Below are 24,697 nucleotides of genomic sequence, written 5' to 3' on the forward strand. Positions count from 1 at the left end.
TCAGCGGTGGCCGGTCTTCGGTACGCGTAGCGTCGCGACGATGCCGGCATGGTCGGACGGCCACAACCCCGACGGCGTGCGATCGCTCTGCCGGTCCCCGACCAGGTGGATGTTCTTCACGCCGAAGTCTCCGCGGAACAGGACCAGGTCGATTCGCAGACTCAAGGCCGAGACCGGGTTCTTCAGGTCGGGCGCCTGGCAGCAGGTGAAGCCGGGATCGGTGGGGTGCTTTTCGCGCCAGGCATCGGTGAAGCCTGAATTGAGCAGGAATTGGTACGTCGGGAACGTCGGGTTCTGCGGATCGTTGGCGGTCGTATTGAAATCACCGGCGAACACCACCGGGAGATCCGTGTCCGCCGCGCTCGCGACGAGGTCCTGCGCCTGTGCTCGCTGGACGCTGAACGGCGGCAGTGGCTCCAAGTGCGTCGTGACGAATCGGAAGGTGCGGCCGTCGACCGTGGCGTCGACCGACGCCCAGCCGTTCCGGCTGGTGATCGAGCCGACCGGCGATGGTTGCACGTGCTGGATCGCGTACGTCTGCACCTGCAGGTTCGACACCTTGACGGGCCTGGACGGACCGACCCGGGCGAGGATCACGTTGCGCACGGAGAGGCGTACGTCGAAGCCGAGCGTGCTGGGGGCCTCGATGTCTTCCTCGGGCACGATCGCCACTGCCTCGTAATGCCGGCCGAGCCGGTCGAGCGCGGCGAGGAGCGACTTGAGCTGGTCCGACTGCACGTTCGTCGCGGGCGGCGCCCCGGTGCGCACGATGTCGGCCTCTTGCAGGGCGACGAGATCGGGCTCGTCCCGGGCGACTTCGCGGGCCACGGCGGCGGCGCGCTCGCTCGGTCGTGACGCCAGGATCTGCTGGTACGTCAGCGTTACCGCCGCGAAGAACTGCTGCGGCGTCCTCGCGTCGGCAAGAGCCTGGAAGTCACTGCCCACATACATGTTCTGCGTCATGACGCGGACATTCGCATCGCCGTTTCCGCCCGCGAGCCCGGCCGCACTGTCCGGCATTATCACAACGCCGAAAAGCACACTCGCCAGAAGCGCACTGAAAACGCGAGAAATCCGATTCACCCCGTGGATATTACTTGCGAGAAGCGGCTTTTCTGGAAACAACACACCAGGGCGAGCGGGTGGCCACGCACGAAGCCGGGGCAGCGCGAGGGAGCGACGCGGCATCCGCGGACGCCCGGCCGCCGGGCCACGAGCGGGCCCCGGCGAGGGCCAGGACACGGCACGGCACGGCGTCCGGCCGCAAGTCCCTGTGCCGAGCCGTAGGGAAAACCCCACGATTCACCGCAGCCGAAGAAAGATGGTGAACTCTCAAGTATCGTCCGGGCATCCGCTCCGTCGGCCTCCCCCACCCCCCACCTCAACGGAGACCACACCCATGTCCGCTGCGACGAACGCATCCGGCTCCGCTTTACCGGACGCCCGATGTAGTACCCCCGACGGTCCCAGAACCCCTTGCACGGCCCCCGCTCCCGCCACCGTCCTGATGGACGACCAGGCACTCGCGGACTTCCTCGGTACGGCCATCGGCGAGTACCGGCTCATCACACCCGAGGCCCCGTTGCCCTGCTTCGCGCTCCTGATCGGCAGCGCGGAGGGGACGACCTACCACGTGCGGCGCATCGCTTTCGGCCGTAACGCACGTACCAGTGATCCGGCAGCCCGACGGGAGTTCCGCGAGGCGATCGTGCCGAAGTTCGGACCGGCGTACGAGAACGAGCACCGCGGCTGGTGGATGGACTCCCACGACCTCCTCCGGGCGTCCCGCGAGGCCGAGGCCCTGGGGATGGACCTGCTCGGCTCCATCCACATGCACCCGGACTGGCACCGCCTGGGCCCGCCGTCGGAACGGGGCCACACGCTCAGCGAGCGCCCGACTCCCATGGATTGTCATCTCTTCGGCCGGACCGGGTGGCCCCTCAACATCATCTGTTACCTGGAGCGACGAGGCAGCGCGTTCTACCACGCCTTGGCGGCCTGGGCCCCGCCGCCCCAGCACGCCGTCGAGGGCGCCGAATGCCCCGAGTTCGCCCTGCGTGTCCGTACCCGTTCACTGGTGGAGGTGTGACGGCGATGCATCAGCCCGAAGAAGCGAAAGTTCCCGCCCAGGACGGCGCCCAGGACGGCGGCCGGGACGTCACCGAGGACGACGCCCGGGCGATCCGGGCCCTGTGGGCCGAGATGGCCCGCGGCTGGGCGGCAGGTGACGCCGCGCTCTTCGCCGCGAGCTTCGCGGAGGACTGCGATTTCACGACCGTACGAGGAGACAAGCCGCGCGGCCGGAGCGGCATCGAGGCCGGGCACGACGCCCTCTTTCGCGGGCCGTACGCCGGGACCACCCTCGACGCACGCGTCGTCGCCGTCCGATTCCTCGGCCCCGGCCTGGCCACGGTCGAGGCGGAGTCCACCGTCGTCGCCCCGAACGGCGAGCCGCTGACCGCCACGCACGCGCTGGCCGTCGTGGAACGGACGGCGGAGCGCCCCTGGTCGATCAGGGCGTTTCACAACATGGTCCCCGTGGCGCCCCCGGTGCGGCGGGCCCCCGACGCGAAGGATTCCACCGTGGACGAACCCACCGCCCGGCCCAGGCTCCGGCATCTGGCGATCGTGGCCCGTGACCCGGAGAAGCTGGCCGATTTCTACTCCTCGGTCTTCGAGATGGAACTCTTCCACCGTGATCCGGACGGCAGCTGCTTCCTCTCCGACGGCTATCTGACCCTCGCCCTGATCAAGCACCAGCTCGACGGTGAGACCCCGGTCGGCATGAACCACTTCGGCTTCCACATCGACGACACGGCCACCACCTCCGAGGCCCTGATGGCGGCCGGCACCCCGAAACCGGCCGAACGCTTCACCAACCGCCCCTTCGCCGAGTACCGGGCCATGGACCCCGAAGGGAACTGGTTCGACCTCTCGGAACACGGCTTCGGCGGCCCCCGCCCCCCGTCAGGCCCCGCCGGGTCCTGACGGCGGGCCGACGCCGACCCGGACAACGACGAAGGCCCCAGCCGGTCGACCGGCTGGGGCCTTCAGCCGCCCAAGACCGGAGCGGCAGTCATACCCGCTTGACGACGATCGAGTCCGGGAGCAGCTTCTCCAGGTCGTCCACGTCCGAGGTGAAGACGGTGACCTGCCCCTTTTCGTCCCTGGCCGCGAGGTCGAGCCAGGCGATCATTTTCCGGTCGCCGCGCACAGCGAGAAACAGGGCTTCGCAGTCGAGTACGAAGACGCGCAGTGGCCGCTGCCCGTACTCACCGGCCCGCTTCTTCACGCGGTCTCTCCGGCGTTGTGTCCTCCGGCGGTGCGGCGACGCTCGTGCTCGGTGAGGGGGCCGTGTTCCTCCCGCAGCCAATCGACCAGCTCCAGCGGCCGGTCTCGGTCGCGCTTGAATCGCAGTGCTGTTGCGGTCTCAACTTCTGAGTCTGCGGCCCCATCCTCATGACCTGGTGGGCCGTCAAGCGACTTGCAGCCCGTTGGTAGCGGCGGGCATACAGAGCGCTGTGGCCGGCCTCAGTCACCCTAGGCGTTCGTTACCCCAACACGCCTCCTCAAGGCATCAGTTGACTCCCGCGACCGTAGCCCTGGGCGTCCAGCTCCGGGAAGAAGCACTTGATTATCCAGAACGGTTGCAACCCTCTCATGAGTGACTAAAGTGGGTATTGATCCCATTTGAGAACTCTGCAAGGGGGTTGTTATGCCCGTCGCGACCAGAAGGCGGGTCGCCATCCTGGGATCGGCCTTCATCGCCGCAACTCTTGCTCTTGCCCCGGTCGGCCTTCAGCAGGCTTCCGCGGCAACACCGAGTGCGACACACGCAAGCAGTACAGCCGTCAACGTTCCTACGTCGACCCAGGATTACCAGCGCGGCTTCAAGGACGGCTTCAAATCCGGGCTCCGCAGTGGCCAGCGGTCCTGTGATCAGAATGAGGAGCGAGCTGCCACCGCTCTTCACAAGGACACGAACAAGGACTATCGGCACGGCTTCAAGGATGGCTTCAAATCCGGATTCCGCCAGGGACAGAGGTCGTGCTGACTCGGTCGTAGTCTCTTGAACCCGAAGCGCCGACTGGTGGTTCAGGCTTACATCTACCGCCTCCCACCACCCTCCCCAGCGCCCATCCCGTCTGCCTGGGTCGATGGCGGGCGGGATGGGCGCTCCCTGCGCACGCCGTCGTGTCTTGTCTCGGTTGATGCTTGAAGTCGTATGCGCAGGCTGGGAGTTCGGCGCCCTGGCGGTGTGCGAGCGTCAGGAAGAGTACTGGTCGGATCGTCCACGTGATGCGGATGCTGTCCTGGGTGACGGTGACCGTGCAGGGCTCGGAGCGCAGCAGGGCATGCCGTGTCGCTGTGCGGCCCAGGTACAGCCAGGCCCATGCCTGGTCTGAGGCGTCGGGGTCCAGGGCGGGGGAGATCGTGCGGAGTGTGACCGCGACCCATCTGTCTGCCTGGGGTGCCGAGCAGGCGTCGAAGGACCCGCGAAGCGCCGCCGGCTCCTGTTCGTCGACATCTTGCGTCCGGCACTCGCACCAGTGGCCGCGGCGGGGCTCGTTGCTCAGCGCAGGTGCTCTCCCCTGCCCGCGTTCGTGAAGAGCTCCGCGGTGACGGTCCGGCCGCCGTCGCTGTCATGGACCACGATCCGGTGGGCGATCACGCCGACCAGGCTCAGGCCTCGGCCGTGCTCGGTGTCGTCGGTCTGGTCCTCGGCCTTCGGGGCCGTGGTGGCGCCTCCGTCGTCTGTGACCGACGGGGCGAGGCTGTGCGGCGCGGGCACGTCGTCACCGACGCTGCTGAGATCGCCAAGGCTCCTCGCCTCGAAGAAGAGGACATCGAGCCTTACACGATCGAAGAGGTTCGGAGCCTCCTTGTGGAAGCGGCCGAGCTCCGCAACAGCGCGCGCAGGGTCGTCGCCCTGGCGCTCGGGCTCCGCCAGGGTGAGGCGCTGGGCCTGCACGGGGAGGATGTCCGGAACGGTCGTCTCCATGACGCTCACCACACTGCTGCGACCGTCCTGGTGATCCTCGGCGTCCCGGACGACGGACAACGTCGAAGGGCCCCACTGCGAACAGTGGGGCCCTTCGACATCGTGCCCGGTGAGGCACTGGCGGAGGATACGAGATTCGAACTCGTGAGGGGTTGTCCCCAACACGCTTTCCAAATGTTCGTCTGGGGGTTCGGGGGTGCTCGCGGGCATCCTGACCTGCGGCGGAGTGGGGCATTGGGCGGGTGGTGGACGGTGCTGGACGGGGGTGAATGAGACCAGAACTGAGACCAGGGCGCCGGGTCATACCTTCTTGACGACGATGGTGTCCGGGAGGAGCTTCTCCAGGTCGTCTACGTCCGAGGTGAAGACGGTGACCTGCCCCTTCTGCTGGCGTGCGATGACAGCGAGCACGGCATCGATTGCGTACTTGTGACCGTGCAGCTTGGCGTCAGCCAGGAGGCGCCGGGCCTGGCGGGCCTCGTCCTTTCCGATGTCGGCGACCTTGAGCCGGGAGAGCACCCAGTCCCAGCGCTGTTCGGTTGTTCTGCTGTCGTACGCCTCGACCAGCGTCATCGGGGACGTCACCACCTCGGCTTCACCCCGGGCCGCGAGGTCGAGCCAGGCGATCATCTTCCGGTCGCCGCGCACGGCCAGAGACAGGGCTTCGCAGTCGAGTACGAAGACGCGCAGTGGACGCTGGCCGTGCTCGCGGGCGCGCTTCTTCACGCGGCCTCTCCGGCGTTGTGCCCTCCGGTGGTGCGGCGGCGCTCGTGCTCGGCGTCGAGATCTTCCAGTTCCGCGAGTGCTGCCGCGTGCTCGTCCTCGGTGACCGGGCCGTGTTCCTCCTGCAGCCAGTCGACCAGCTCCAGCAGTCGGTCCCGATCGCGCTTGAATCGCAGTGCTTCGGCTACATACGCCGAAAGTCCCCTCTCCGCCGCGTCGGCGCGGATCTCGTCGAGGAGATCTTCAGGGATCGTCACAGTGACTTTTTTCGCCGCCATACAAGAGACCATACTCCTGGTGTAAGTGCCCTTACCAGGGGCGTTGAACCAGTCGTGCTCAGGATGCGAATGGTTGATCCCGGAGTCTTCCCCGACGTTGATCGCTGGGCCACATCGTTTCACTCGGTCACCCTGTGTCGTTCACTCTCACCAGCGCATGCGGCAAATGGTGCGGATAGTCGCCCTTCGACGCGGTGAGCCTCCTGCCGTTGGCGGAACCACAAGAGGAGGGGCCGTGTCCCTGCTGCCTTCGGCAGACGTCTTCAGGTCGATCGAGCTAAAGGTTTCGCAGTTGCTCGGCGGACAATTGGTGTGTCCGCATGCGCCCGGGGAGCGGTGTTCGGTGGGTGAGCACCTCACGCTCTCGGAGGCGAAGGACGCGGCGGCGCGAGATGCCACCGACGTCGCTCTTCGGGACACGCTGTGGCGATGCGTAGGCCGCGATGCCCGTAGTGACCTGCCGAACTTGGCTCAGCGTAGCCAGTTGCTCGCGCTGTATTTCGTCGTCCCCTACCTCCGGAAGTCGGCCGGGAGAGTGTCGAGGAGGCTCTGCGTCGATGTCGCCGAGGTGAGGTCGGCCATGGTGTTCGGTGCGTTGTACGGTCTGGCGCTGGCCACCGACGGCGACGATGTAGCGCGCTCCCCCGGCCATCTCGGAGCCTGAGCGCCCCCGCCGGAGGCATGCTTTGACCGTCGTTCTACTGTCAGGTGCTCACCTCCCTAGGGCGTCCCGCCCGGCGGAGCGGAGCGCAGCCGGGTCTCCTCGTCGAAGCGGCCAAGCTCCGCAACAGCGCGCGCTGGGTCGTCGCCCTGGCCCTCGGTCTCCGCCAGGGTGAGGCGCTCGGCCTGCACTGGGAAGACGTCGACCTGGACGCCGGTTATGCCCGCATCCGCAAGAACCGTCTTCGTCCCAAGTACGCGCACGGCTGCGGTGGCAATCCGTGCGGCCGGAAGGCGGGCTACTGCCCCAAGCGGGAGCAGACCCGGCGCGAGCACAAGTCCACCAAGTCCCGCGCGGGACGGCGCACCATCGGCCTGCCCGATCCGCTGATCAAGATTCTCCGGCAGCACCAGGAAGCCCAGGAGCGGGAGCGGATCACGGCCGGTGCCGACTGGGAGGGCAAGGGGTACGTCTTCGCCTCCCCGATCGGCGGACCGCTGAGCCCGAACACCGACTTCCATGTCTGGAAGCGGCTTCTTCGGGACGCGGGCGTGCGAGACGGCCGTCTCCATGACGCTCGCCACACCGCTGCGACAGTCCTCCTGATCCTCGGCGTCCCGGACGTCGTGATCGACTCGATCATGGGTTGGGAGCCTGGGGGAGCGGCGCGGATGCGCGCCCGGTACATGCATGTGACGGGGACGATGCTCCGCAAGGTCGCCCAACAAGTCGGGGATGCGCTCTGGGTGCCACCCGGCACCGGAACCGAAGAAAAGAACAACTGAGACGGAAAGTGAGACGGACAATGTCGAAGGGCCCCACCGCGAACGGTGGGGCCCTTCGACATCGTGCCCGGTGAGGCACTGGCGGAGGATACGAGATTCGAACTCGTGAGGGGTTGCCCCCAACACGCTTTCCAAGCGTGCGCCCTAGGCCTCTAGGCGAATCCTCCGCCGGAAACATTACATGACCGAGGGGAGTGCTCGCGAACCCGTTCCCGCAGGCCGACATCGGGTACAGCCCGCGGGCCGCGATCGGGTACTGTTGGGCGCAGCCCCTCACGCGGCGCTATCTGACTGAACTCCCCCAGGGCCGGAAGGCAGCAAGGGTAGGTTGGCTCTGGCGGGTGCGTGGGGGGCGCTTGCGTTCCCGGGCGGGAGCCTTCGGCGGGGCCGGTTGTCAGTAGGCGCCTATAACCTCGTATGCGTGTCGTCTCTCGCGCTGTACCGCCGCTACCGCCCGGAGTCCTTCGCCGAGGTCATCGGGCAGGAGCATGTCACCGACCCGCTGCAGCAGGCGCTGCGGAACAACCGGGTCAATCACGCTTACCTGTTCAGCGGCCCGCGCGGATGTGGCAAGACGACCAGTGCACGGATCCTGGCCCGGTGCCTGAACTGCGAGCAGGGGCCGACACCGACGCCGTGCGGCGAGTGCCAGTCGTGCCGCGACCTGGCCAGGAACGGGCCCGGATCGATCGACGTGATCGAGATCGACGCCGCTTCGCACGGTGGTGTCGATGATGCCCGTGAGCTGAGGGAGAAGGCGTTCTTCGGGCCGGCCGGCAGCCGGTACAAGATCTACATCATCGACGAGGCCCACATGGTCACGTCGGCCGGCTTCAACGCGCTGCTCAAGGTCGTCGAGGAGCCGCCGGAGCATCTCAAGTTCATCTTCGCCACCACCGAGCCCGAGAAGGTCATCGGGACCATCCGGTCGCGGACCCATCACTATCCGTTCCGGCTGGTGCCGCCGGGCACCCTTCGGGACTACCTCGGTGAGGTGTGCCAGAAGGAGGACATCCCCGTCGAGGACGGCGTGCTGCCGCTCGTCGTGCGCGCCGGTGCCGGCTCCGTGCGTGACTCCATGTCCGTGATGGACCAGCTGCTCGCCGGTGCGGGGGCGGACGGTGTGACGTACGCCATGGCGACCTCCCTGCTCGGGTACACCGAAGGGTCACTGCTGGACTCGGTCGTCGAGGCGTTCGTCACGGGGGATGGGGCCGCGGCGTTCGAGGTCGTGGACCGGGTCATCGAAGGCGGAAACGACCCCCGCCGGTTCGTCGCCGACCTGCTGGAGCGGCTTCGGGACCTGGTGATCCTCGCCGCCGTCCCGGACGCCGTCGAGAAGGGCCTCATCGACGCCCCGGCCGATGTCATCGAGCGCATGCAGGCCCAGGCCGGCGTCTTCGGCGCCGCGGAGCTCAGCCGCGCCGCCGACCTCGTCAACGAGGGGCTCACCGAGATGCGCGGCGCCACCTCGCCCCGCCTCCAGCTCGAACTCATCTGCGCACGCGTGCTGCTGCCCGCCGCCTACGGGGACGAGCGTTCGGTGATGGCCCGTCTCGACCGCCTTGAGCGGGGCGTCAACTTCTCCGGGGGCGGCGGCGCGCCTGCCGCGGGGTACGTTCCCGGGCCCGAGGCACACATGGGCGGGGGACCGGCCGTCGCCGCGCCCGTCCCGCCGGGTGGTGGCGTCGCGGCGGCCAGGGCGGCCGTGCGGGGCCCCGCGGGCGGCGGTCCCGCGGTCACGGCTCCCCCTGTGGCTGCCGGTGCCGGTGCCGGGGGTGTCGAACAAGCCGTTCAGCCCACTGCCCCGGCGCAGGCCGCCCCGCAGGCTCCCGCTCCCGCTCCTGCCCCCGCAGCCGCGTCCGCTCAGGCCCCGGCGCCCGGCGCCTGGCCCACCGCGGCACCCACGGGTGCCGGCCGGCGGCCCGGCGGCTGGCCCACGGCGGCCCCGGCGGGCGGCGGCCAGCCGCCCCGGAATCAGGCGGCGCCCGCGGCCCCGGCGGCCTCCGCGCCCCCGGCGGCGCCTGCCGCCCCCGTGGCTCCCGCCACCCCGGCGGCCCCCGCCCCCGGCGGCCTCGACCCCCGCATGCTCTGGCCGAACATCCTGGAGGCGGTCAAGAACCGCCGCCGCTTCACCTGGATCCTGCTCAGCCAGAACGCCCAGGTCACGGGCTTCGACGGCACCACCCTCCAACTCGGCTTCGTCAACGCCGGCGCCCGCGACAACTTCGCCGGCAGCGGCAGCGAGGACGTGCTGCGGCAGGCGCTGTCCGAGCAGTTCAACGTGCAGTGGAAGGTCGAGGCGATCGTCGACCCGACGGGCGGCTCGGCGCCCCCGCCGTCCGGCGGCTCCTCGGGTTACGGCGGAGGCGCCCCCGGCGGCTACGGCAGCCCCGGCGGCGGTGGCGGATACGGCACCCCCGGCGCGGCGCCCGCGCAGCGCCCCGCCGCCCCCCAGCCGGCCCCCGCCGCTCCCCAGGTCCAGCCTCCGGCCGCGGCTGCCTCCGCCCCGGCCCCCCAGCCCGCAGCCGCCCCCGAGCCGCCCCCGGTGGCCCCGGAGGACGACATCGCGGAGGACGACGACCCCGACCTCGACGAGTCGGCCCTGTCCGGCCACGAGCTCATCGTGCGCGAGCTGGGAGCGACCGTGGTCGAAGAGCTCTCGAACGAGTAGACGACGAGCGAACGAGCAGACGAGCAAACGGGCGAAGGAGCAGCTCGCCGGCGCCTCCGGTGCCTCCACGGACAGCCCTCTTTGGAGGAACGCACAGCACCCCCGTTCCCCGCCCTTCGGAAGCCCGCACAAAACACCCGGGCCCGCGGCGGTTAGGCTGACCCCCGTGAAGGTCCTCGTCATCGGCAGCGGCGCCCGCGAACACGCCCTGTGCCGCTCCCTGTCCCTCGACCCCGACGTCACGGCGCTGCACTGCGCCCCCGGCAACGCCGGCATCGCCGAGGTCGCCGAGCTGCACCAGGTGGACGCCCTGGACGGCAAGGCCGTGTCCGCGCTGGCCACGGAGCTCGAAGCCGACCTCGTGGTCGTCGGCCCGGAGGCCCCCCTGGTCGCCGGTGTCGCCGACGCCGTACGCGAGGCGGGCATCCCGGTCTTCGGCCCCTCCAAGGAGGCCGCGGTGATCGAGGGCTCCAAGGCCTTCGCCAAGGACGTGATGGCGACCGCCGAGGTGCCCACCGCCCGGTCCTACGTCTGCACGACCGCCGAGGAGGTGGCCGAGGCCCTCGACGCCTTCGGCGCCCCCTACGTCGTCAAGGACGACGGACTGGCCGCGGGCAAGGGAGTGGTCGTCACCCACGACCTCGACGCCGCCAAGGCGCACGCGGCCGAATGCGAGCGCGTCGTCATCGAGGAGTTTCTCGACGGCCCCGAGGTGTCCCTGTTCGCCGTCACCGACGGGGAGACCGTCGTCCCGCTCCAGCCGGCGCAGGACTTCAAGCGGGCCCTCGACGGCGACGAGGGCCCGAACACGGGCGGCATGGGTGCGTACTCCCCGCTTCCCTGGGCCGACCCGAAACTCGTGGAAGAGGTCCTGCAGACCGTTCTGCAGCCCACGGTCGACGAGATGCGCCGCCGCGGCACCCCGTTCTCCGGTCTGCTCTACGCAGGTCTCGCGATCACCTCGCGCGGCGTGCGGGTCATCGAGTTCAACGCCCGCTTCGGCGACCCGGAGACCCAGGTCGTCCTGGCCCGCCTGAGGACGCCCCTGGCCGGTGTCCTGCTCGCCGCCGCGAACGGCACCCTCGACGACCTGGCGCCCCTGCGCTGGAGCGACGACGCGGCGGTCACGGTGGTCGTCGCCTCGCACAACTACCCCGGCACCCCGCGCACCGGCGACCCGATCACGGGCCTCGACCGGGTGGCCGCCGAGGACGCCCCGCACGCGTACGTCCTGCACGCGGGCACCAGGCGTGACGGCGACGCGATCGTGAGCGCGGGCGGCCGCGTCCTGTCCGTCACGGCGACCGGCAAGGACCTCGCCAAGGCCCGTGAGCGGGCGTACGAGGCCGTGGCCCGCATCGGCCTCGACGGCTCCCAGCACCGTACGGACATCGCCGCGAAGGCGGCGGCCGGCGAGTAATCGCGCGCCCACCGCGCCCTCCTCGTTCCCGTTCAGGCCCCGGAGAAATCCGGGGCCTGTTCATTGCTGTCCGTCATCCACCTCTGACCAAGCCCATTCCATCGAGTGAGCAATGCCCCATCCGGCTGACGGGGGCCGAGGCCCCAACTAGGGTGCGGCGCAAGCGTTCCGGCACTTGGCCCACCGCGCATTGCGATGTCACCGGCGGGTGCCACAGTGGGGGAGTGAGCAACGCCAGGACAGCACGAGGGCATCAGGGAGGGGGTGACGTCCGGTCGTGACCGGTATGGGTGTGGAGGCGGGCGCGCAGGCCGCGCGGTCCCGGGCTCTTGCCGTGCTGCGTATCCGCGGCCGGGCGCTGGCCGTCGCCCTGCTGCCCGCGGCGGCCGCCGTGATCCTGCTGGCCGGCGGTTCCACGGGCCATCTCGTCGGCCGGGGCTGGGACCTCGCCCGCTGGATCGTGGGCGTGGCCGCGCTGCTGGTGCTGCTGGCCGCCGCGGGTATCGCGCTGGTCGTGGCCCGTGCCCGTCCCGCCGTGAGCCCGACGGTCCCGATCCCGGAGGAGTCGGCCCCCGATCTCTACCGGATGGTGCGGGACCTCGCCGACCGGCTCGACGTCCCCGCTCCCTCCGCCATAGCGCTCACCCCGGACTGCGACAGCTGGCTGGAGGACCGCACCCACCCCGCCCACGGCCCGCCCCCGCCGGAGCACCGTGACGAGCTGGCGGACCTGGGGCGGCGCACGCACCGCCGTACGCCTGCCTCGCCCGTCCTCGTCATCGGCTCCCCGTTCCTGTGGTGGATGCGGGTCGGCGAGCTGCGCGCGGTCCTCGCCCCGGTCGTCGCCGGTACGGGACCCTCGGCGCACCCGGACATATCCGCGGCCCGCCGTTTCATACGGGGGCTGGACGCGGCGGTGGCCGTGACCTCGGCGCCCGGCCGTGGCCCGGTCTCCCGCACGGTGCTTGCGGGCGTCGGCTGGGTGGTGCGCGTGCTGCTGCGCGGCTGCCGGGAACACGCGGCCGAGATGGAGCGAGGCGTGGCCGCCGCGGCCGCCGAGCGTGCACAGGCTGTGGATTACGGGCTGCGGATCGTCGCCCAGGAACAGGTGGGGCTGGCGTACGCGGGCTGGGACCGGCTGCTGACCCGGGTGGCGCTCCCGGCCTGGCGGATGGGCCGCTGGCCCTCCCGGCTGGACGCGGGCGTCGTCGCGGCGCTCACCGAGCTGTCCCGGCGTGACCGCCTGGCCGAGGGCTTCGCCTCCCGTCTGGGTGAGCGCCCCGCCTGCGACCTGCTGGAGGAGCCCGGCCTGGTGGACGAGGCCGCCTCCCTGCTCGCCGCCCGCCTCTTCCACGGCGGACCAGCCGAGCCGGGCCCGGACTGGTGCCCGGTGGACTGGCAGGAGTACCCGGACGAGGTCGTGGACCGGAAATGGCGCACCGACGCGGCCCGCCTCCACCGGGTGTTGGACGCCCTCGGCGTCCGCACCACCCCCGACCCCACCGCCCCGGACCCCGGCGGCCCCACCCTGTCCCGCGTCCTCGACCACCTGGCGACCCCACCGGACAACGCCGAAGGCCACCGGACGGACGCCGCGGACCACAGACCGTCCACGGGCGCGGACGACGAGGGAGCCGTTGGCGTCGCCGGGGACGACCAGTCCGCCGGAGACGACGGGTCCGCCGGAGGTGACGTGTCTTCCGGGGACGACCGGCCTGCCGGAGGTGACGGGACCGCCGGGGACGACCGGCCTGCCGGAGGTGACGGGACCGCCGGGGACGACCGGCCCGCCGGAGGTGACGGGACCGCCGGGGACGACCGGCTCGCCGGAGACGACCGGTCCGCCGGAGACGACGGGGCCTTCCCGGACGTCGTCGGGTACGACGACGAGCCGGACGGTGACGCCGGAAGCCAGCGCGGTGCGGCACTCGCGGCCAGGCTCAGCGCCGAGCTGGCCCGTGAGGAGGCCTCCACCGCCGCCCGGCCGACCGGCTCGGCCGCCCACGGCCAGGCACCCGGCACCGCCCTCTGGGACGACGGAGTCCTGCCCCTCTTCCCCCTCCAGCCCCCGCGCACCGCCCGCGAGCTCCTCGCCGACCACGTCACGGCGATGGTGTGCTGCGCGGCGATGGACACGGCCGGCGCGATTCCCGGCCTCGACTGGCTCGACGGCCCGTCCCTCCTCATCAACGGCGAGCGGGCCGCCGACCTCACCTCCCGGGTCCTCAGCCTGATCGAGGAAGGGGATCCGGACCCGCTTCACGCCTGGCTGATCGAGTCGGGGATACGCCCCGAAAAGCCGGTGCGACTCGTCTGACGTCGGCCGATGCACAGCCGTACCGGAGGGGTCCCTTCCAGTTCAGGTCAATTCGCAACGAATAGTGACCACGCGCGTGCGTTATGTGATGTGCTGGGACCGATCGCGCACATGGCAAGGGCTTTCGACATACGACAGCCGCATCGCGCATACATCGCGCACACATCGCGGGGGCCCGAGGGAGGGGAGCGACCATGGGATCCGAGCAGATCCGCCGCTGGGAGTCGGGAGCACTCGCGCACGCCGTCACCGACCCCTTCGGCCTGGGACCGGTCCCCTGGCTGCGGGGCAGCGAGACGTACTTCGACGACACCGGCCATGTCGTCCCCTGGTACGTGGACGCCACCCAGCAGCACACGCACCGGACGGGCACCGGCGTCCCGCGCGTACCGGCCCCACGTCCGGCCGGCGGCACCCGCTCGGCCGACGACGTCCACCGCCAGATCAAGGGCTTCACCTCCACCGGCGCGGTCGCGCCCGGCGAGGCCGTCGACTTCCACATCACCGTCGACCCGCCCCAGCAGTTCAGCGTGGACATCTACCGGATCGGCCACTACGGCGGCGACGGAGCCGCCAAGATCACCACCAGTCCCCGTCTCTCCGGCATCGTGCAGCCCCCGCCGCTGACCGCCGACCGCACGGTCTCCTGCCACCACTGGTGGCTGTCCTGGCGGCTGCAGATCCCGTCGTACTGGAGCATCGGCGCCTACGTGGCCGTCCTGACCACCGCCGACGGCTACCGCTCCCACGTGCCGTTCACGATCCGCGACAACCACCCCGCGGACCTGCTCCTGCTGCTCCCCGACGTCACCTGGCAGGCCTACAACCTCTACCCGGAGGACGGTCACACCGGCGCCAGCCTCTACCACGCCTGGGACGACAAGGGCCGCCTGCTCGGCGAGGCGAACGCCGCGACCACGGTCTCCTTCGACCGCCCCTACGCGGGCGCGGGCCTGCCCCTGCACGTCGGCCACGCCTACGACTTCATCCGCTGGGCGGAACGGTACGGCTACGACCTCGCCTACGCCGACGCCCGCGACCTGCACGCCGGCCGCGTCGACCCCACCCGCTACCGGGGCCTGGTCTTCCCCGGCCACGACGAGTACTGGTCGACGCAGATGCGCCGCACGGTGGAGATCGCCCGCGAGAGCGGCACGTCGCTCGTCTTCCTCTCGGCCAACACCATGTACTGGCAGGTGGAGCTGGGCCCCGCCCCGTCCGGCGTGCCCGACCGCCTGCTCACCTGCCGCAAGCGCAAGGGGCCGGGCAGGCCGGTGCTCTGGCGCGAGATCGACCGCCCCGAGCAGCAGCTGGTCGGCATCCAGTACGCGGGCCGGGTCCCCGAGCCCCATCCGCTGGTCGTCCGCAACGCCGGCCACTGGCTGTGGGAGGCGACCGGCGCCGGCGACGGCGACGAGCTGGCGGGCCTGGTGGCGGGTGAGGCCGACCGCTACTTCCCGCGCACGCCGCTCCCCGACCACGAGGAGCGCATCCTCCTCGCCCATTCCCCCTACACCGACAACGACGGCGTCCTGCGCCACCAGGAGACCTCCCTGTACCGCGCGCCCTCCGGGGCCCTGGTCTTCGCGTCGGGGACGTTCGCCTGGTCACCGGCGCTGGACCGCCCCGGTCACGTCGACCCCCGTATCCAGCGCGCCACCGCGAACCTCCTCGACCGCATCTGCAAGCGCGACTGACCCACTGTCCATGGCCGGCCACCTCATACGGGACAATCGAGCCAGTTGGACAGAACCACGGGGAGGAACCGTGTCCGGATTCGTCGAAAAGCCCGAGCCGATCCAGGTTCCGGGCCTGGTGCATCTGCACACCGGCAAGGTGCGCGAGCTGTACCAGAACGAGGCGGGCGACCTCGTGATGGTCGCCAGCGACCGCATCTCCGCCTACGACTGGGTGTTGCCGACCGAGATCCCCGACAAGGGCCGGGTCCTCACCCGGCTCTCCCTGTGGTGGTTCGACCAGCTCGCCGACCTGGTCCCCAACCACGTCCTGAGCACCGAGCTCCCCGAGGGCGCCCCCGCCGACTGGGCCGGCCGCACCCTGGTCTGCAAGTCCCTGCGGATGATCCCGGTCGAGGCCGTGGCCCGCGGCTATCTCACCGGCTCGGGCCTCGTCGAGTACCAGGAGTCCCGTACCGTCTGCGGCCTCGCCCTTCCCGAAGGCCTCGTCGACGGCTCCGAGCTGCCCGCCCCGATCTTCACCCCGGCCACCAAGGCCGAGGTCGGCGAGCACGACGAGAACGTGTCGTACGAGGAGGTCGCCCGCCAGGTCGGCGCGGACACCGCCGCCCAGCTGCGCCAGACCACCCTCGCCGTCTACAACCGCGCCCGGGACATCGCCCGCGACCGCGGGATCATCCTCGCGGACACCAAGTTCGAGTTCGGTTTCGAGGGCGAGACCCTCGTCCTGGCCGACGAGGTCCTCACCCCGGACTCCTCCCGCTTCTGGCCGGCCGACCAGTGGCAGCCGGGCCGCGCGCAGCCGTCGTACGACAAGCAGTTCGTCCGCGACTGGCTGACCTCCGCGGAATCCGGCTGGGACCGGAAGAGCGAGCAGCCCCCGCCGCCGCTGCCGCAGGAGGTCGTGGACGCGACCCGGGCGAAGTACGTCGAGGCGTACGAGCGCCTGACGGGCATGAGCTGGGCATGACGCAAAAGGCCCCCGGGAAACCGGGGGCCTTTTCTGGAGCGGACGACGAGGCTCGAACTCGCGACCTCAACCTTGGCAAGGTTGCGCTCTACCAACTGAGCTACGTCCGCATTGCGCTGCTGCGCGAGAGCAACTATACCCAACCTCGCTCCCGAGCGAGACGTACCGCCGCATGACGGTTCTCGGCGCCGAGTTTCGTCACGGCCGACGAGAGGTAGTTCCGCACGGTCCCCGGCGACAGCGCGGCCCGCTCGGCGATCTCCGAGACCGGCGCCCCGTCGGCGGCCAGCTCCAGGACCTCGGCCTCGCGAGCGGTCAACGGCGAGTCCCCGGCGGAGATCGCGTCGGCGGCCAACTCCGGGTCGACGTAACGGTTTCCGGCGTGCACGGTACGGATGATCTCCGCGAGCCGCTGCGCACTGACCGTCTTGGGGACGAACCCGCGCACACCCGCCGCAAGGGCGCGCTTCAGATGGCCGGGCCGTCCGTGACCGGTGACGATCAGCACCTGGCAGCCGGGCAGTTCGGCCCGCAGGGATGTGGCGACCTTCACACCGTCGGCGCCCGGCATCTGAAGATCCAGGACCGCGACGTCCGGTTCGTGGGCGCGCGCCATGGCGAGCGCCTCGGGCCCGGTCGCCGCCTCGGCGACCACGACGAGATCGTCCTCCAGGGCGAGCAGCGCGGCCAGCGCCCCCCGGATCAGATGCTCGTCGTCGGCGAGCAACAGCCGTACCGCAGAACTCATGACATGACTCCAGTCACACTCGTCAAGGGCACCTCGGCCACCAGCCGGAACCGGTCCTGCCCGACGGCACCGGCCGTCAGGATCCCGTCCACCACGGCCAGCCGCTCCCGCAGCCCCGCGAGTCCGGAACCCCCACCCCCGTCGGGGGCTCCGGACGCTCCGTCGTTCTCCACCGTCAGCACCACATGTCCCTCCAGCACCCGCAGACTCACGGCACACCGCCTGGCGTTCCCGTGCCGCAGCGCGTTGGTGGCGGCCTCCCGCACCACCCAGCCGAGCGCGGACTGCACGTCGGCGGGCAGCCCATCGGCCGCGCCGGTGATCTCGCAGTCGATCCCGGCCGCCTTCAACACGCCCTGCGCGCCGACGAGTTCGACCCCGAGGTCGGCCTCCCGGTAGCCCCGTACGACATCGCGCACCTCCCGCTGTGACTCCTGTGCGATGCGCTGCACCTCGATCATCTGCTCCACGGCCTCCGGTCGCCCCCGCCGGGCCAGTTGGACGGCCAGCTCGCTCTTGAGGGCGATCACGGACAGGTTCCGCCCCAGGACGTCGTGCAGATCCCGCCCGAACCGCAGCCGCTCCTCGGCGACGGCGAGCCGGGCCCGGGTCTCGCGGGCCTCGTCGAGTTCGTAGACGGCGTTGAGCAGCCACACGGAGAACATGGAGGTGGCAGCGAGGGAAGCGGCCCCCACCAGGACGATGATCGCGGTCACCAGCGCGGCCGGCCCGGGCACGCCCAGCGGGAAGGACACCGCGCCCGCCCCGGCGGCGAAGCCCGTCACCAGGGCGAACACCCGCCGCCGGTGGCGGACTCCGAGCGCCATGGTGCCCGCGCCGAAGATCAGCACGCCCGCGAAGACCATGCCCGCGGCCGTGTCGACGTCGTCGCCCTTCGGGCCGTACTCCTCGAGCACCAGGGCGGCGACGGCGAGGGCGTAGGTGGCCGCGCCGAGTGCCCACAGCAGCCGCAGGGGTTGGTCGCGCCGGCCGCGCGTCCAGTCGAGCGCCCGCGAGGCGGTCACCGCGCACAGCGCCGCGTGCCCGGTCACCGCGGCCGGCAGCCAGCCCGCGAGGCCCGTACCCACCTGCCCGAACACCGGGAGTCCGATCGCCGCGACCTCGATCAGGGCGAAGAAGTGGAACGACCAGCGGGTGTACGTCTCGACCTTGGCGGGCGTGCTCTTGCCCCGCCACCAGCCGCGAGCGCCGTTCATCTCCTCGTACCCTCCGTCAGCGCCGCGGTTCCCACCGGAACCACCGCCGTACAGCAAACACCGCCACAACGGTCCAGGCCAGCGCGGTCGCCACGGTGCCCAGCGCCTCGTACGCGCTCAGCTGTCCGGTCCAGCCGGCGCGGACCAGACGGATGGCGGGAGAGAGCGGCAGGAGTTCGCAGACGGCGGCGAGCCGGTCGGGCAGGACCTCGGCGGGGATCGCGATGCCCGAGCCGACCATCGACACGAGCACCAGCGGCAGCGCGGTGACCTGGGCGCTCTCCGCGGTCCTGGTGAAGGACGAGGTGAGGGCGGCGAGCGCGGCGCACAGCGCCAGCCCCGACAGCACCCCGAGGACGGTCAGATACGGCGCCCGGGGAGCCCCCGTGCGAAGGAGCACCGCGCAGCCCACGGACAGCACCAGCGACTGGGCGAGTCCGACGCACACGGCGGGCAGGGCCGTCCCGACGAGGATCTCGGTGTCCCCGAGTTCGCCGGTGCGCAGCCGTTTGAGGACCAGTTCCTCGCGGCGGGCGACGAAGGCGCTCACCAGGGAGGTGTAGACGGCGAAGAGGAAGGAGAAGCCGATCGCGGCCGTCAGCATCACCGTGCCGATGGTCAGCCCTTCGGCCTTCAGGTCTATCTGGTCGACCGCGGGCCGCACGCTGAACGGCAGCGCGAGCGGCATGAGCAGCGCGGTGAGGACGGCGCCCCGGCTGCGGCCGAGGAGGGTGAGTTCGGCCCGGGCCAGGGCGCGCAGCCGCCGGGCCGCGGGGGTGAACGCCGGGGTGCTCGCCCGGGTGGGGGTGCCCATGCTGTCGCTCATGCCGCTGCTCCTGCCGCTCCGGTCGCCGTTCCTGCTGTTGCTCCTGTTGTTGCTCCGGCCGCGGGCTCCCGCTCCCGCGCGATCCCCAGGAACGCCTCCTCCAGCGAGGCCGACCGCACGTCGAGGCCGCGCAGTTCGATCCCGGCCCGCTCGGCCCACACCAGCAGCCCGGTGGCCGCCCGCTGGAGCTCCCGGGTGCGCAGCTGTACGGCCCTCCCCGCCAGCTCGTGCCCGCACACCCCCAGCTCGGCGAGCGGCGGCAGGTCCCCGAGGAAGTACCCCTCGGGCAGTTCGAAGGAGATACGGGACGGCCGGCCCGCGGTCACCTCGGCGGGGGTCCCGGAGGCGGCGATGCGCCCCTCGTGCAGGATCGCGACGCGGTCGGCGAGGCCCTCCGCCTCCTCCAGGTAGTGCGTGGTCAGCAGCACGGTGGTGCCGGCGTCGCGCAGCGCCCGAACCAACTGCCAGGTGTCCCGGCGGCCTTCGGCGTCGAGCCCGGTCGTCGGCTCGTCCAGGAACAGCACCTCGGGCTCGCCGAGCAGCGCGAGCGCCAGATCCAGGCGTCGCCGCTCACCTCCGGACAGCTGCTTCACCCGCACACCGGCCTTCCCGGCCAGCCCGACGAGCGCCAGTGCCTCTGCTTCGGGCCGGGCTCCGGTCGTGCACCCCGCCCACATCTGCGCGGTCTCGGCGACGGTCAGTTCGGACGGGAAGCCGCCCTCCTGGAGCATCACGCCGGTGCGCGGCCGTACGTCGGCCCGCTCCCGGTAGGGGTCGTGGCCGAGGACCCGTACCCGGCCGCCGGCCGGTGCCGCGAGTCCCTCCAGCAGCTCGACCGTGGATGTCTTGCCCGCGCCGTTGGTGCCCAGCAGGGCGAAGATCTCGCCGCGGGCCACGGAGAAGCTGATTCCGCGTACCGCCTCGAACCCGCCCCCGTAGACACGCCGGAGGTCAGTGACCTCTATCACGTGCTCGTGCTCGTCGATGTCCATGACTTCAGCGTCCCGGCGGGCGGGGCCGGACAGCAGTGCGCGGTGTCATCACTCGGCATGACAAATGTCAGACGGGAGGAACGCGAAAAAAGACCCCGGTCCGAGGACCGGGGTCTTACTCCTGAGCGGACGACGAGGCTCGAACTCGCGACCTCAACCTTGGCAAGGTTGCGCTCTACCAACTGAGCTACGTCCGCACTGCCCCCGACCGGCTCCCACCGATCGGTGCGAGCACCAGCCTACCTGATCCACAGCAGTGGTCGTGATGGTAGATGGTGCCAGAGCGGGTGACAGGAATTGCACACTGCGCCTTCCCCCTGGAAGGGGGATGTTCTGCTACTGAACTACACCCGCATGTACTCCTCGGGGTTCCGGCCTTTCGGCCTCGCCCCTCGGCGTGCTCCAGACATTAGCTGATCAGCAGGGGGGTAGCGCAAGTCGGTTGTCCTCAGGGTCCTGTGACGGACCCTGAGGACCTACCCCTCGCGGGCGTCACTGCGCGGCGCTGAACGCCTCGTAGACCTTCTTGGGGATCCGGCCGCGGGCCGGCACGTCCATCTTGTTGGCCTGGGCCCAGGCCCGGACGGCCGCCGGGTCGGGCGCGACCTCCGTCTGGCGGTACGTCTTGCCCGACTTCGCCCGCTTGCGGCCGGCCGTCACGTACGGCTCAAGGGCCTTACGCAGTTTCTTGGCATTGGCTTGATTCAGGTCGATCTCGTACGACTTGCCGTCGAGTCCGAAGGCGATCGTTTCCGCCGCTTCCGAGCCGTCGATGTCGTCAAAGAGAGTGACCACGACCTTCTGCGCCACGAATATCGGTCCCTTCGTGCGACACCCCGTCTGTGGTGACGTGCCATGACGTCGCGGAGATGTCGACTGTCCGCCTGTTATTGGGCAAAGTATCGGCTATTGCCAATTCATTTGTACAGTGCCCGGCATTGCAAAGTGAAGCCCGACTAAATCCGCCCGCGTGTCCGAAGGCAATAGCTGCCACGGGCGGCTCGTCGAACTTTCCCAGATTTTTTCGCGAGGGCACCCGCCCGACACCTGATCGTGATGCCCGTCACGTAGTTTCCTACAACTCTACTCGCGTAGAAATTTTGTGCGGGTAGTCTGAAGGAACCTGCTCAGCACCACACACCGGGAGTGCCAGTGGCACGCGTCGTAGTCGACGTCATGCTCAAGCCGGAGATCCTCGACCCCCAGGGCCAGGCGGTGCAGCGCGCACTGCCGCGGCTGGGTTTCGAAGGCATCTCCGACGTACGTCAGGGAAAGCGATTCGAACTCCAAGTTGACGGCCCGGTCGACGAGGCCGCGCTCGCCCGCATCCACGATCTTGCGGAATCCTTCCTCGCCAACACCGTGATCGAGGACTTCACCGTCAAGGTGGAAGAAGTCGCGGAGGCGGCCAAGTGACCGCTCGTATTGGCGTCGTCACTTTCCCGGGAAGCCTCGACGACCGGGACACTCAGCGTGCGATCCGCCTCGCAGGCGCCGAACCGGTCGCCCTCTGGCACAAGGACAAGGACCTCAAGCAGGTCGACGCCGTGGTGCTGCCCGGCGGTTTCTCCTACGGCGACTATCTGCGGGCCGGAGCCATCTCCCGGTTCTCGCCGGTGATGGAGACCATCATCGAGCAGGCGAAGGCCGGACTTCCGGTCCTCGGTATCTGCAACGGCTTCCAGGTCCTCACGGAGGCCCACCTCCTCCCGGGCGCGATGCTCGGCAACAACCACCTCCACTTCATCTGCCGCGACCAGAAGCTGCGGGTGGAGAACGCGGACACCGCCTGGACCAGCGACTACCGCGCCGGCCAGGAGATCCACATCCCGCTGAAGAACATGGACGGCCGGTACGTCGCCGACGAGTACACGCTCGACAAGCTGGAGGCCGAGGGTCGGGTCGCCTTCCGCTACGTGGACTTCAACCCCAACGGCTCGCTCCGCGACATCGCCGGCATCACCAACGAGGCCGGGAACGTCGTCGGCCTCATGCCGCACCCCGAGCACGCTGTCGAGCCGCTGATCGGCACGGGCCGTACCGACGGCCTCCCGTTCTTCACCTCGATCCTCAAGAAGCTGGTCAACGCATGAGCCGGACGCCTCTGGACACGGTCGAGCACGCGGCCGCGACCCCCGACGTCGAGCTGCCCTGGGCCGAACTCGGTCTGAAGAAGGACGAGTACGAGCGGGTGGTGGAGATCCTCGGCCGCCGCCCGACCGGCGCCGAGCTCGCCATGTACTCGGTCATGTGGTCCGAGCACTGCTCGTACAAGTCCTCCAAGGTCCACCTGCGCCAGTTCGGCGAGAAGGCCCCGCAGAGCGACGCCCTCCTCGTCGGCATCGGCGAGAACGCGGGCGTGGTCGACGTCGGCCAGGGCTACGCGGTGACCTTCAAGGTCGAGTCGCACAACCACCCCTCGTACGTCGAGCCTTACCAGGGCGCGGCCACCGGTGTCGGCGGCATCGTCCGCGACATCATCGCGATGGGCGCGCGCCCGGTCGCGGTCGTGGACCCGCTGCGCTTCGGCGCCGCCGACCACCCGGACACCAAGCGCGTCCTGCCGGGCGTGGTCGCCGGCATCGGCGGCTACGGCAACTGCCTGGGCCTGCCCAACATCGGCGGCGAGGTCGTCTTCGACGCCTGCTACCAGGGCAACCCGCTGGTCAACGCCGGTGCCATCGGCGTCATGCGGCACGAGGACATCCACCTCGCCAAGGCGTCCGGCGCGGGCAACAAGGTCGTCCTCTACGGCGCCCGCACCGGCGGTGACGGCATCGGCGGCGCCTCGATCCTCGCCTCCGAGACCTTCGACGACGCCAAGCCCTCCAAGCGTCCGGCGGTCCAGGTCGGCGACCCCTTCCAGGAGAAGCTCCTCATCGAGTGCACCCTGGAGGCCTTCCAGGAGAAGCTGGTCGTCGGCATCCAGGACCTCGGTGCGGCGGGCCTGTCCTGCGCCACCTCCGAGCTGGCCTCCAACGGCTCCGGCGGCATGCGCGTGACCCTGGACGACGTACCGCTGCGCGACTCGACGCTCTCGCCCGAGGAGATCCTCATGAGCGAGTCGCAGGAGCGCATGTGCGCGGTCGTGGAGCCGGAGAAGGTCGACCGGTTCCTGGAGATCTGCGCCAAGTGGGACGTCATCGCCACCGTCATCGGTGAGGTCACCGACGGCGACCGTCTTGAGATCTACTGGCACGGCGGCAAGATCGTCGACGTCGACCCGCGCACGGTCGCGCACGAGGGCCCGGTCTACGAACGCCCGTACGCCCGTCCGGACTGGCAGGACGCCCTCCAGGCCGACGACGCGAACAAGCTGCCGCGGCCGCAGACGGGCAAGGAGCTCAAGGACCAGGTCCTGAAGCTGGTCGCCTCGCCCAACCAGGCCTCCAAGAAGTGGATCACCTCGCAGTACGACCACTTCGTGCAGGGCAACACCGTCCTCGCCCAGCCCGAGGACTCCGGCATGATCCGGGTCGACGAGGAGACCGGCCTCGGCGTCGCCATCGCCACGGACGGAAACGGCCGGTACGCCAAGCTCGACCCGTACGCGGGCGCCCAGCTGGCGCTCGCCGAGGCCTACCGCAACGTCGCCACCACCGGTGCCAAGCCGCTGGCCGTCTCCGACTGCCTGAACTTCGGCTCGCCCGAGGACCCGGCGGTCATGTGGCAGTTCGCGGAGGCCGTCCGCGGCCTGGCCGACGCCTGCCTGCAGCTGGGCACCCCGGTGACCGGCGGCAACGTCTCGCTGTACAACCAGACGGGCGAGGTGGCCATCCACCCGACCCCGGTGGTGGCCGTGCTGGGTGTCATCGACGACGTCGCCCGCCGCACGCCGGTCGCCTTCCAGGAGGAGGGCCAGCTCCTCTACCTGCTCGGCGACACTCGCGAGGAGTTCGGCGGTTCGGCCTGGTCGCAGGTCGTCCACGACCACCTCGGCGGCCTGCCCCCGAAGGTCGACCTGGAGCGCGAGCGCCTGCTCGGCGAGATCCTGATCTCCGCCTCCCGCGACGGCATGATCGACTCCGCGCACGACCTGTCCGACGGCGGTCTGATCCAGGCGGTCGTCGAGTCGGCGCTGCTCGGCGGCAAGGGCGCGCGGCTGGTCGTCCCGGACGGGCTTGACACGTTCACCTTCCTGTTCTCCGAGTCGGCGGGGCGTGCGGTCGTAGCCGTGCCGCGCTCGGAGGAGGTCCGCTTCAACGACATGTGCGGCGCGCGCGGTCTTCCGGCCGCCCGCATCGGTGTCGTCGACGGCGACTCCGTGGATGTCCAGGGCGAGTTCGAACTCTCCCTCGACGAGCTGCGCGAGGCGCACGAGGGGACGATCCCGGCGCTGCTCGCGTAACTCCGCGTACGCAGGCGAAGGCCCCGCCCGGAACTCCGC

Annotated in this window: 22 protein-coding genes, 4 tRNA genes, 1 other RNA gene and 2 pseudogenes; 14 read left to right on the forward strand and 15 right to left on the reverse strand. The window is 70.4% G+C overall.

Annotation, left to right across the window (positions count from 1 at the left end; all coding sequences use genetic code 11):
- Positions 1–1,020 carry an endonuclease/exonuclease/phosphatase family protein gene (locus tag ACIPSA_RS24270; RefSeq protein WP_402638064.1) on the reverse strand — a complete coding sequence of 340 codons (1,020 nt, stop codon included), beginning with the start codon at positions 1,018–1,020 and terminating at the stop codon, positions 1–3.
- 487 nt (positions 1,021–1,507) lie between these two features.
- Here ACIPSA_RS24270 and ACIPSA_RS24275 point away from each other — a divergent pair, with 487 nt between their 5' ends.
- Both ACIPSA_RS24275 and ACIPSA_RS24280 read left to right on the forward strand, forming a co-directional pair.
- Positions 1,508–2,089 carry a hypothetical protein gene (locus ACIPSA_RS24275; RefSeq protein ID WP_402638065.1) on the forward strand — a complete coding sequence of 194 codons (582 nt, stop codon included), beginning with the start codon at positions 1,508–1,510 and terminating at the stop codon, positions 2,087–2,089.
- A 5-nt stretch (positions 2,090–2,094) separates the two neighbouring features.
- Positions 2,095–2,988, forward strand: a complete 894-nt coding sequence (locus ACIPSA_RS24280; RefSeq protein WP_402638066.1) for an SgcJ/EcaC family oxidoreductase — start codon at positions 2,095–2,097, stop codon at positions 2,986–2,988.
- An 88-nt stretch (positions 2,989–3,076) separates the two neighbouring features.
- Here ACIPSA_RS24280 and ACIPSA_RS24285 read toward each other — a convergent pair whose 3' ends face one another.
- Positions 3,077–3,292 carry a hypothetical protein gene (locus ACIPSA_RS24285; RefSeq protein WP_402638067.1) on the reverse strand — a complete coding sequence of 72 codons (216 nt, stop codon included), beginning with the start codon at positions 3,290–3,292 and terminating at the stop codon, positions 3,077–3,079.
- Positions 3,293–3,715: 423 nt separating this feature from the next.
- Here ACIPSA_RS24285 and ACIPSA_RS24290 point away from each other — a divergent pair, with 423 nt between their 5' ends.
- Positions 3,716–4,054, forward strand: coding sequence for a hypothetical protein (locus ACIPSA_RS24290; RefSeq protein ID WP_402638068.1), 339 nt, complete (start codon positions 3,716–3,718; stop codon positions 4,052–4,054).
- 160 nt (positions 4,055–4,214) lie between these two features.
- Here the strand turns inward: ACIPSA_RS24290 and ACIPSA_RS24295 are convergent.
- From ACIPSA_RS24295 to ACIPSA_RS24310, 4 genes and pseudogenes are all read right to left on the reverse strand, one after another.
- A pseudogene (locus ACIPSA_RS24295) lies at positions 4,215–4,577 on the reverse strand (hypothetical protein); the annotation flags it as partial.
- Entirely contained in the window at positions 4,574–5,002 is a 429-nt protein-coding gene (locus ACIPSA_RS24300; protein WP_402638069.1) for a hypothetical protein, read from the reverse strand. The gene ACIPSA_RS24300 and the pseudogene ACIPSA_RS24295, both read right to left, overlap by 4 nt.
- A 300-nt stretch (positions 5,003–5,302) precedes the next feature.
- Positions 5,303–5,728: a hypothetical protein gene (locus ACIPSA_RS24305; RefSeq protein WP_402638070.1), complete on the reverse strand. Its 426-nt coding sequence runs from the start codon at positions 5,726–5,728 to the stop codon at positions 5,303–5,305.
- Entirely contained in the window at positions 5,725–6,003 is a 279-nt protein-coding gene (locus tag ACIPSA_RS24310; protein ID WP_402638071.1) for a CopG family transcriptional regulator, read from the reverse strand. Before ACIPSA_RS24310 ends, ACIPSA_RS24305 begins: the two co-directional genes overlap by 4 nt.
- Positions 6,004–6,238: 235 nt before the next feature.
- On the opposite strand from ACIPSA_RS24310, the gene ACIPSA_RS24315 reads away from it, so the two are divergent.
- Entirely contained in the window at positions 6,239–6,667 is a 429-nt protein-coding gene (locus tag ACIPSA_RS24315; RefSeq protein ID WP_402638072.1) for a hypothetical protein, read from the forward strand.
- Between the two features lie 95 nt (positions 6,668–6,762).
- A pseudogene (locus tag ACIPSA_RS24320) lies at positions 6,763–7,449 on the forward strand (site-specific integrase); the annotation flags it as partial.
- A 79-nt stretch (positions 7,450–7,528) separates the two neighbouring features.
- Here the strand turns inward: ACIPSA_RS24320 and ACIPSA_RS24325 are convergent.
- A tRNA-Ser gene (locus ACIPSA_RS24325) sits at positions 7,529–7,616 on the reverse strand.
- A gap of 97 nt (positions 7,617–7,713) precedes the next feature.
- Here ACIPSA_RS24325 and ffs point away from each other — a divergent pair.
- The 6 genes from ffs (at position 7,714) to ACIPSA_RS24355 (ending at position 16,527) form a co-directional block, all read left to right on the forward strand.
- Positions 7,714–7,812: signal recognition particle sRNA small type (gene ffs / locus ACIPSA_RS24330), an RNA gene on the forward strand.
- A 58-nt stretch (positions 7,813–7,870) separates the two neighbouring features.
- Entirely contained in the window at positions 7,871–10,123 is a 2,253-nt protein-coding gene (locus tag ACIPSA_RS24335; protein WP_402638073.1) for a DNA polymerase III subunit gamma and tau, read from the forward strand.
- Positions 10,124–10,289: 166 nt separating this feature from the next.
- Positions 10,290–11,543 (forward strand): phosphoribosylamine--glycine ligase, encoded by a 1,254-nt coding sequence (gene purD / locus ACIPSA_RS24340; RefSeq protein ID WP_402638074.1) that lies wholly within the window; start codon positions 10,290–10,292, stop codon positions 11,541–11,543.
- 286 nt (positions 11,544–11,829) lie between these two features.
- Positions 11,830–13,860, forward strand: coding sequence for a hypothetical protein (locus ACIPSA_RS24345; RefSeq protein ID WP_402638139.1), 2,031 nt, complete (start codon positions 11,830–11,832; stop codon positions 13,858–13,860).
- Between the two features lie 194 nt (positions 13,861–14,054).
- Positions 14,055–15,557 (forward strand): N,N-dimethylformamidase beta subunit family domain-containing protein, encoded by a 1,503-nt coding sequence (locus ACIPSA_RS24350; protein ID WP_402638075.1) that lies wholly within the window; start codon positions 14,055–14,057, stop codon positions 15,555–15,557.
- Positions 15,558–15,627: 70 nt separating this feature from the next.
- Positions 15,628–16,527: a phosphoribosylaminoimidazolesuccinocarboxamide synthase gene (locus ACIPSA_RS24355; protein ID WP_402638076.1), complete on the forward strand. Its 900-nt coding sequence runs from the start codon at positions 15,628–15,630 to the stop codon at positions 16,525–16,527.
- Between the two features lie 34 nt (positions 16,528–16,561).
- Here ACIPSA_RS24355 and ACIPSA_RS24360 read toward each other — a convergent pair.
- From ACIPSA_RS24360 to ACIPSA_RS24395, 8 genes are all read right to left on the reverse strand, one after another.
- Positions 16,562–16,637 (reverse strand) — tRNA-Gly (locus tag ACIPSA_RS24360).
- Between the two features lie 23 nt (positions 16,638–16,660).
- A complete protein-coding gene (locus ACIPSA_RS24365) occupies positions 16,661–17,275 on the reverse strand; it encodes a response regulator (RefSeq protein WP_402638077.1) in 615 nt (204 codons plus the stop codon).
- Positions 17,272–18,492, reverse strand: a complete 1,221-nt coding sequence (locus ACIPSA_RS24370) for a sensor histidine kinase (RefSeq protein ID WP_402638078.1) — start codon at positions 18,490–18,492, stop codon at positions 17,272–17,274. The genes ACIPSA_RS24365 and ACIPSA_RS24370 overlap by 4 nt, the downstream gene beginning before the upstream one ends.
- A 16-nt stretch (positions 18,493–18,508) precedes the next feature.
- The gene (locus ACIPSA_RS24375) at positions 18,509–19,318 is read right to left on the reverse strand and encodes an ABC transporter permease (RefSeq protein ID WP_402638079.1); all 810 of its coding nucleotides are present in this window, start codon (positions 19,316–19,318) and stop codon (positions 18,509–18,511) included.
- Positions 19,315–20,310 (reverse strand): ABC transporter ATP-binding protein, encoded by a 996-nt coding sequence (locus ACIPSA_RS24380; RefSeq protein WP_402638080.1) that lies wholly within the window; start codon positions 20,308–20,310, stop codon positions 19,315–19,317. Before ACIPSA_RS24380 ends, ACIPSA_RS24375 begins: the two co-directional genes overlap by 4 nt.
- 124 nt (positions 20,311–20,434) lie before the next feature.
- Positions 20,435–20,507, reverse strand: a tRNA-Gly gene (locus ACIPSA_RS24385).
- 85 nt (positions 20,508–20,592) lie between these two features.
- Positions 20,593–20,664, reverse strand: a tRNA-Gly gene (locus tag ACIPSA_RS24390).
- Between the two features lie 138 nt (positions 20,665–20,802).
- The gene (locus ACIPSA_RS24395) at positions 20,803–21,120 is read right to left on the reverse strand and encodes an Lsr2 family protein (RefSeq protein WP_402638081.1); all 318 of its coding nucleotides are present in this window, start codon (positions 21,118–21,120) and stop codon (positions 20,803–20,805) included.
- A gap of 342 nt (positions 21,121–21,462) precedes the next feature.
- Between ACIPSA_RS24395 and purS the strand changes: the two genes are divergently transcribed.
- From purS to purL, 3 genes are read left to right on the forward strand one after another with little or no spacing between them, the layout of a single operon-like run.
- Positions 21,463–21,726 (forward strand): phosphoribosylformylglycinamidine synthase subunit PurS, encoded by a 264-nt coding sequence (purS, locus tag ACIPSA_RS24400; protein ID WP_363299597.1) that lies wholly within the window; start codon positions 21,463–21,465, stop codon positions 21,724–21,726.
- A complete protein-coding gene (gene purQ, locus ACIPSA_RS24405; protein WP_402638082.1) occupies positions 21,723–22,403 on the forward strand; it encodes a phosphoribosylformylglycinamidine synthase subunit PurQ in 681 nt (226 codons plus the stop codon). Before purS ends, purQ begins: the two co-directional genes overlap by 4 nt.
- A complete protein-coding gene (gene purL / locus ACIPSA_RS24410; RefSeq protein ID WP_402638083.1) occupies positions 22,400–24,658 on the forward strand; it encodes a phosphoribosylformylglycinamidine synthase subunit PurL in 2,259 nt (752 codons plus the stop codon). The genes purQ and purL overlap by 4 nt, the downstream gene beginning before the upstream one ends.
- The last annotated feature ends 39 nt before the right edge of the window (positions 24,659–24,697 follow it).

The organism is Streptomyces sp. NPDC086549 (assembly GCF_044746205.1).
GTDB lineage: Bacteria > Actinomycetota > Actinomycetes > Streptomycetales > Streptomycetaceae > Streptomyces.

Coding starts and splice junctions, on each gene's coding strand:
- ACIPSA_RS24270 (WP_402638064.1), bottom strand. CDS start 1,020: ATGCCGGACAGTGCGGCCGGGCTCGCGGGCGGAAACGGCGATGCGAAT.
- ACIPSA_RS24275 (WP_402638065.1), top strand. CDS start 1,508: ATGGACGACCAGGCACTCGCGGACTTCCTCGGTACGGCCATCGGCGAG.
- ACIPSA_RS24280 (WP_402638066.1), top strand. CDS start 2,095: ATGCATCAGCCCGAAGAAGCGAAAGTTCCCGCCCAGGACGGCGCCCAG.
- ACIPSA_RS24290 (WP_402638068.1), top strand. CDS start 3,716: ATGCCCGTCGCGACCAGAAGGCGGGTCGCCATCCTGGGATCGGCCTTC.
- ACIPSA_RS24300 (WP_402638069.1), bottom strand. CDS start 5,002: ATGGAGACGACCGTTCCGGACATCCTCCCCGTGCAGGCCCAGCGCCTC.
- ACIPSA_RS24310 (WP_402638071.1), bottom strand. CDS start 6,003: ATGGCGGCGAAAAAAGTCACTGTGACGATCCCTGAAGATCTCCTCGAC.
- ACIPSA_RS24345 (WP_402638139.1), top strand. CDS start 11,830: ATGGGTGTGGAGGCGGGCGCGCAGGCCGCGCGGTCCCGGGCTCTTGCC.
- ACIPSA_RS24350 (WP_402638075.1), top strand. CDS start 14,055: ATGGGATCCGAGCAGATCCGCCGCTGGGAGTCGGGAGCACTCGCGCAC.
- ACIPSA_RS24365 (WP_402638077.1), bottom strand. CDS start 17,275: ATGAGTTCTGCGGTACGGCTGTTGCTCGCCGACGACGAGCATCTGATC.
- ACIPSA_RS24370 (WP_402638078.1), bottom strand. CDS start 18,492: ATGAACGGCGCTCGCGGCTGGTGGCGGGGCAAGAGCACGCCCGCCAAG.
- ACIPSA_RS24375 (WP_402638079.1), bottom strand. CDS start 19,318: ATGAGCGACAGCATGGGCACCCCCACCCGGGCGAGCACCCCGGCGTTC.
- ACIPSA_RS24380 (WP_402638080.1), bottom strand. CDS start 20,310: ATGGACATCGACGAGCACGAGCACGTGATAGAGGTCACTGACCTCCGG.
- purL (WP_402638083.1), top strand. CDS start 22,400: ATGAGCCGGACGCCTCTGGACACGGTCGAGCACGCGGCCGCGACCCCC.